Annotated in this window: 7 protein-coding genes; 4 read left to right on the forward strand and 3 right to left on the reverse strand. The window is 71.4% G+C overall.

Annotated elements, in window-relative coordinates:
- Positions 1 to 451: DUF418 domain-containing protein (locus EIO58_RS11000; protein WP_127819577.1), on the forward strand; the 451-nt coding region annotated here is incomplete at its 5' end.
- On the forward strand, positions 448 to 1,878 hold the full coding sequence (gene argH, locus EIO58_RS11005) for an argininosuccinate lyase (protein WP_127819578.1): 1,431 nt from the start codon (positions 448 to 450) through the stop codon (positions 1,876 to 1,878). The genes EIO58_RS11000 and argH, both read left to right, overlap by 4 nt.
- A 24-nt stretch (positions 1,879 to 1,902) precedes the next feature.
- On the opposite strand, the gene EIO58_RS11010 is transcribed toward argH, so the two are convergent.
- Positions 1,903 to 2,493, reverse strand: a complete 591-nt coding sequence (locus tag EIO58_RS11010; RefSeq protein WP_127819579.1) for a hypothetical protein — start codon at positions 2,491 to 2,493, stop codon at positions 1,903 to 1,905.
- 194 nt (positions 2,494 to 2,687) lie between these two features.
- Between EIO58_RS11010 and EIO58_RS11015 the strand changes: the two genes are divergently transcribed.
- Positions 2,688 to 4,748 (forward strand): M23 family metallopeptidase, encoded by a 2,061-nt coding sequence (locus tag EIO58_RS11015; protein WP_127819580.1) that lies wholly within the window; start codon positions 2,688 to 2,690, stop codon positions 4,746 to 4,748.
- On the opposite strand, the gene EIO58_RS11020 is transcribed toward EIO58_RS11015, so the two are convergent.
- Both EIO58_RS11020 and EIO58_RS11025 read right to left on the reverse strand, forming a co-directional pair.
- Entirely contained in the window at positions 4,733 to 5,350 is a 618-nt protein-coding gene (locus tag EIO58_RS11020; RefSeq protein ID WP_127819581.1) for a DNA-binding protein, read from the reverse strand. The genes EIO58_RS11015 and EIO58_RS11020 overlap by 16 nt on opposite strands.
- Before the next feature lie 126 nt (positions 5,351 to 5,476).
- Positions 5,477 to 5,839 carry a MerR family transcriptional regulator gene (locus EIO58_RS11025; RefSeq protein ID WP_127819582.1) on the reverse strand — a complete coding sequence of 121 codons (363 nt, stop codon included), beginning with the start codon at positions 5,837 to 5,839 and terminating at the stop codon, positions 5,477 to 5,479.
- Positions 5,840 to 5,892: 53 nt separating this feature from the next.
- On the opposite strand from EIO58_RS11025, the gene EIO58_RS11030 reads away from it, so the two are divergent.
- The coding region (locus EIO58_RS11030) for an aldo/keto reductase (RefSeq protein ID WP_205789232.1) at positions 5,893 to 6,189 on the forward strand (297 nt) is incomplete at its 3' end.

Genomic DNA, 6,189 nt, shown 5'->3' on the forward strand with positions numbered 1-6,189 from the left:
CGCGACCGGCGCGGGTGAGGCCGCCGAGGCGGCGTCATTCTCGGGCGCCCTGTGGACCGCGCGGCCGCACTCCACCGGTCTGCTCGAGGTGATCGGCTCGGGCGGGTTCGCGCTCGCCGTGCTGGGAGCTTGCCTCCTGGTGTGCCGGACGTTCCTGCGCCTCGTCGTGCTGCCGCTGCGGGCGGTCGGGGCGATGCCGCTCACGGCGTACACGGCTCAGCTGGTGGTGTGGGCGGTCGTCGCGAGCGTCGTGCTGGGAGATCCTGGCGACCTGAGCGGTTTCCGCGCGCTCGAGCCGTTCTGGTCGCTGACCGTGGGGGCGATCATGCTGTGCACGGCGTGGACACTGCTCATCGGCCGCGGTCCGCTCGAGGCGGCGGTCGATCGCATTCCGCGCTGGATCGTGCGCGACCCGTGGCCGCAGCGGCCTCCCGGTAGGCTTCTCGGGTGAGCGATGCGAAGGGCGATGCAACCAACGAAGGCGCGCTGTGGGGCGCGAGATTCGCGTCCGGGCCGTCGCCCGAGCTGGCGGAGCTGAGCCGCTCGACGCACTTCGACTGGGATCTCGCCCGCTACGACATCGCGGGCTCGCACGCGCACGCCAAGGCGCTCGCGCTCGCGGGTTACCTCACCGAGTCCGAGGAGCGTGCGATGCACGACGGCCTCGATGTGCTGGCGCGCGCCATCGCCGACGGCACGCTCGTGCCCACAGCGTCCGACGAGGACGTGCACGGAGCGCTCGAGCAGGCGCTCATCGCCGTCGTCGGGCCGGAGCTCGGCGGCAAGCTTCGGGCGGGCCGGAGTCGCAACGATCAGATCGCGACGCTCGTGCGGATGTACCTGCTCGACCACTCCCGCACGATCGCGCGCGAAGTCCTTCGTCTGGTGGACGCCCTTGTCGCGCAGGCCGAAGCGCATCCCGAGGCGGTCATGCCGGGCCGCACGCACCTCCAGCACGCGCAGCCGGTGCTGCTGGCGCACCACCTGCAGGCCCACGCCTGGCCGCTGGTGCGCGACCTCGAGCGCCTGCGCGACTGGTCGGCGCGTGCCGCGGTCTCGCCGTACGGCGGGGGAGCGCTCGCCGGGTCTACCCTGGGCCTGGATCCGCAGGTCGTCGCACGCGAGCTGGGTCTCGACCGCACTGCCGAGAACTCCATCGACGGCACGGCGGCGCGTGACGTGGTCGCCGAGTTCGCGTTCATCGCCGCGATGATCGGCGTCGACCTCTCGCGGTTCGCCGAAGAGATCATCCTGTGGAACACGCGCGAGTTCGGCTTCATCAGGCTCGACGACGGCTACTCGACCGGGTCGAGCATCATGCCGCAGAAGAAGAACCCCGACATCGCCGAGCTGACCCGCGGAAAGTCCGGTCGCCTGATCGGAAATCTGACGGGGCTCCTCGCGACGCTGAAGGCGCTGCCCCTCGCGTACAACCGCGATCTGCAGGAGGACAAGGAGCCGGTGTTCGATTCGGTCCGCACCCTCGAGACGGTGCTGCCCGCGTTCGCCGGCATGGTCGCGACGATGCGCTTCGACACCGACCGCATGGCGGCGCTGGCGCCGCAGGGGTTCTCGCTCGCCACGGACGTCGCCGAATGGCTCGTCAAGCGCGGGGTGCCCTTCCGCGACGCCCACGAGATCTCGGGCCACCTGGTCCGCGTGTGCGAGGAGCAGGGGATCGAGCTCGACCAGGTGACCGACGAGCAGCTCGCGAGCGTGTCGGTGCATCTCACCACCGAGGTGCGCGAGGTGCTCTCGGTCGAAGGCTCCGTGGCGAGCCGCACCGGCGTCGGAGGCACCGCGCCCGTGCGCGTCGCCGAGCAGCGGGTCGAGCTCATCGAGCGCGTGCAGGCCGCCGCGCACGCCCTGGGCCTCTAGCCATCAGCGGTCCGCTGCGGCGGGTCACCAGATCGCGAGCCGCACCAGGGCCGCCACGATGCAGGCCCACACGAGGCTCGCGAGCGTGCCGATGATGAACCGCTCGCGCGCCTCGGCCGCCGCGAGCTCGGAGAAGCGGCCGATGCCCTTGAGCGCCACGACCACGGCGATCGCCTCGGGGAAACCCGAGATGATCCCGAGCGCCACCGCGATCCGCTCGAGGTAGCCGATTGTGGTGCCCCCGCGCAGCACCTCGCGCACGGCGCCCTCCGAGCCCGCCGCGATCGACGGAGCTCGCAGCAGGATGCCGCCGTTGTCGCCCTCCTCCACCCGGCCGTGGGTCGCGATCTCGAGCACGCGACGGGTGACCGGGCTGCCACCGAGGATCGCGAGCGCCGTGCCGAGCAGCGCGATGCCGAGACCCACCAGCAGCGGGACGTTGAGAGGCGACACCGACACGATGAGCAGGCACACCACGACGAGCGAACCGGCGGCCGCCAGCGGCACGTCGGCCGGCTTGCGGAGGCTGAGGATCACGAGCGCGAGGGCCCCGCACAGCGCGAGGACCAGGAGGATCGAGAGCGCCGCCGTCAGGAGCACGTCGGGGAAGACCATGGCGCTCAGTCTGGCATGTGCCGGCGACGCGGCCGGGGTGCGGCATCCGTTCCCGGCGAAGCCCCTGGTGCCGTGCCCGATCGCGGCGTACCGTATCGCCAGGGGAGTGGCGGCGCTGGGAAGAGCCGTCCTGACGCGTTCGGCCTCGCGCCGCGTGTGCCGCCGCGTGATCCGTGCGCGCGGAGGGAACAGAGATGCAGATGCAGTCGAAGGGTCGGCCGGCATCGCGGAGGAGGATCGCGACCGCACGGGGGATCGCGGCGGCAGTGGTCGCCGGGGCCGCTCTGACGGGGGCTCCGCCCGCGGTCGCAGATCACGAGGCCGCGGCGACGTCGACCGGGATCTACCGCCTGCCCTATGGCGACGGCACCGAGGTCACCGTCACGAACTGGCACCACGATCACAACGTCGCGTACGACATGAACGCGGGCCCGGGCAGCGAGGTCGTCGCCGCCGCGTCCGGCTGGATCCGCGCGATCGTCGATCACCACGGGCAGGAGCCGGGCGCCGGCGACGGACTGGACGTGCAGGTGCCGCCCCAGCCGCAGGATGACGCGCTCGAGCACGCGTGCGGCAACAACGATCCGTCGACCACCGTGCGGGGAGGCAACTGCGGCTGGTACGACAACTACGTCTGGATCGAGCATCCGAACGGCGAGTACACGAAGTACTCGCACCTCGGCACCGGCACCGTCAGCGCGACCTGGGCGGAGGGGGACTGGATCGAGGCAGGCGAGGTGATCGGCCTCGAGAACGACATCGGCGCGGCGAGCACGGCAGGCGGCGAGCCGGGCGACCGCGCCTCGCACCTCCACTGGGAGGTCGCCGTGCCCGACACCCCGGGCGCACCGGTCACGTGGGACGAGCCCGGCGGATTCATCGACGACGGATCCCGCGTCGTCGCGCGCGTGTGCGACATCCCGGGTCAGGAACTCGTCGAAGGCGACTACGAGGCCGCACCATGCGACCACGCGCCGCCGTCGGCGATCATCGGCGGCGGCCCGTTCGTCGTCGACGAAGGCGACACGATCGACTTCGACGCGTCGGAGAGCAGCGACCCCGACGGACTCCCGCTCAGCTATCGCTGGGAGCCGGCCGAGCGCTCGCTCGCCGCGACCGCCACGCCCGAGCTCACGCTGACCGACGACTTCACCGGCACCGTCACACTGACCGTGTACGACCGCGTGGAGGCGCTGAGCGATTCTGCGACGCAGGAGATCACCGTGCTCAACGTGCCGCCCGCGGTCTCGGTGGTCGCGACTCCCGCCGACGAAGGAACCCCGGCGACACTGCGCGCGACGGTCGCGGATCCGGGTGCCGACACGTTCGCGGCCGAGATCGACTGGGGCGACGGCGGACCGGCCGAGGCTGTGACGATCCCGCAGCTCGCTCTGGGCGTCGACCACGTCTACGGAGACGACGCCACGTATGCCGTCGCGGTGACGGTCACCGACGACGACGGCGGCGTGGGTGTCGGGAGCGTCCCGCTCGAGGTGCGGAATGTGATCCCGGAGGCCGAGCTGATGCTGCCGGGTGTCGTGTCGTTCCCCGGCGGCGACTTCTCCGTCATCGAGGCGGGCGCCGAGATCGAGGCCGGCGCGGTCGCGCGTGACGAGGGCAGCGACGACCTCGCCTTCACCTGGTCGACCGGTGCGGAGACGACCGTGTACAACGACGGCTCGCTGCCCGACCCGCCGCTGAGCCCGTCCGGCACCTTCCCGTTCGAGGCATCCGACGCGGTGGCGGCCGGGTTCGCGGATGCCGGCGTGGGCTACGTCTCGGTCACGGTCGCCGATGATGACGGCGGAACCACCGATGCCTCGGCCGGCGTGATCGCGACCGGCACCGCCGATGCCGCCCGCGGGCAGGGGTGGTGGATGCACCAGTTCTCAGGCGCCGGGCAGCCTCACGCCGACCCGCCGGTCTCGGCTGCCTATCTCGGCATCGTCGCGGCGGTGTCGGGCGTATTCGACGAGACGTATGCCGCCGGGACTCCGGCGGAAGCCGCGTCCCTCCTCACGCCGTCACATGACGGCGGGGAGGATCGCGCGGTGGCGGAGCTGCTGACGGCGTGGCTGCACTTCGCCGGCGGCGCCGTGTCGTGGGATGCCGAGATCACGGTGGACGGGATGCCGATCGCGTTCCTCGAGCTGATGGAGGATGCCGAGCAGGCGATCAGCTCGCCGACGACGACGGACGTCGAGCTCCGGCGGCTTGCGCGGGACCTCGCCGCCGTGCGTCACTCGACCTCCTGAGCACCGCCCGGGGACTCGCTCGCGTCGAGGCGGGCGAGCACCCGTTCGAGCGCGGGCACGGCGGCCTCCTCGGCGCGGAGCCCCGCCGCCTTCGCGCGGAGGCTCACCGCACCCTGCGAGATGCCGAGGAGGTCGGCGGCTTCGCGCTGAGTGTGCGCGGCCGCCAGCAGGTCGTACACCTCCCAGCCCTCGGGCGAGCGCCGGTCGCGCAGCTCGATGAGCAGCCGGAGGAGCGCCTCGGCGTCCGGGCCCCCGCTGGGAGCGGTGATTGCGAGCCGTGTGGGTGTCTTCTTGGCGCGGTCGACGGCGTCGCGCGCGTTGACGAAGGCCTCCCCTCGGGCCGCGCGGACGCTCGCCGGAAGCGGTGATTCGACCTCGCCGACGCCGACGCCGACGCTCCACTGCTCGGTCCTGGTGAGTTCCAGCACGATCGAGAGGACGGCCGCAGGATCGGCGATGGCGACTTGCAGCTCGTCGCCCGCGGTGCGCTCGGGAGCGAGCGTGAGCGCCGTCGTGCCGTGCCGGTTCACGACCGCAAGCGCGGTCGGAACCAGATCGGCGTGCGCGCGGCTGTCGCGCTGATCTGCGGTGAGAACGTACATGCGACTCCCGTTAGTCGACAGGCTGAATCCGCCGCTAGTTTAGCTTCCCAGCTACTTAGAAGATAGTCTCGCGACTAAAGGCGCAATCTATTCAGCTCTGGAGCAAAAGCCTTGGTTGACCTGTCTTCAGGGATGCGCCTGCTCGCGGTACCACGCGAGCTTCTCGTCGAGCCGGGTCTGCTGTCTCAAGAGCTCTTCGATCTCGTGCCTGACAGCCGCGGCATGCTCCTCGAGCAGTGCGATCCGTTCCCGCACCGTGGAGTCGTCCCGGCAGAGCGCACCGTACCGCCGCAGCTTCTCGATCGGCATCCCGGTGTCGCGCAGGCACCTGAGAAAGCCCAGCGTGCCGAGGTCCGCCTCTGAGAACTTCCGATGCCCACCGGCGCTTCGCGCGACCGGCGGCAGGATGCCTTCGCGCTCGTAGTAGCGGAGCGTGTCCAGCGAGAAGCCGGAGAGCGCAGCGGCCTCGGCGGGGGAGTAGGTCGTCATGGTCCGAACTTAGAGCTTGACCTGGAGCGAACTCCAGGTTGCACAGTGGGCTCATGGCCGCATCCACTTCTCCCACCTCACCGCTCGTGCTGGGCGCCATGATGTTCGGCACCGCCATCGACGAGACCACCTCCTTCGCGCTGCTCGACCGCTTCGTGGAGCGCGGCGGGGTCTGGATCGACACCGCCGACTGCTACAGCTTCTGGGCCAGCGCCAGCGGGCAGGGCGGCGACAGCGAGCGCGTGCTGGGCCGGTGGCTCGCGGCGCGGCCCGGCGTGCGGGAGCGCATGAGGATCGCGACCAAGCTCGGTGCTGAGCCGCTGTGGGCCGGTTCCTGGCCGGGCCGCCGC

The organism is Microbacterium sp. CPCC 204701 (assembly GCF_004010105.1).
In the GTDB taxonomy this organism is placed as follows: domain Bacteria; phylum Actinomycetota; class Actinomycetes; order Actinomycetales; family Microbacteriaceae; genus Microbacterium.

Coding starts and splice junctions, on each gene's coding strand:
- EIO58_RS11015 (WP_127819580.1), top strand. CDS start 2,688: ATGCAGATGCAGTCGAAGGGTCGGCCGGCATCGCGGAGGAGGATCGCG.
- EIO58_RS11010 (WP_127819579.1), bottom strand. CDS start 2,493: ATGGTCTTCCCCGACGTGCTCCTGACGGCGGCGCTCTCGATCCTCCTG.
- EIO58_RS11020 (WP_127819581.1), bottom strand. CDS start 5,350: ATGTACGTTCTCACCGCAGATCAGCGCGACAGCCGCGCGCACGCCGAT.
- EIO58_RS11025 (WP_127819582.1), bottom strand. CDS start 5,839: ATGACGACCTACTCCCCCGCCGAGGCCGCTGCGCTCTCCGGCTTCTCG.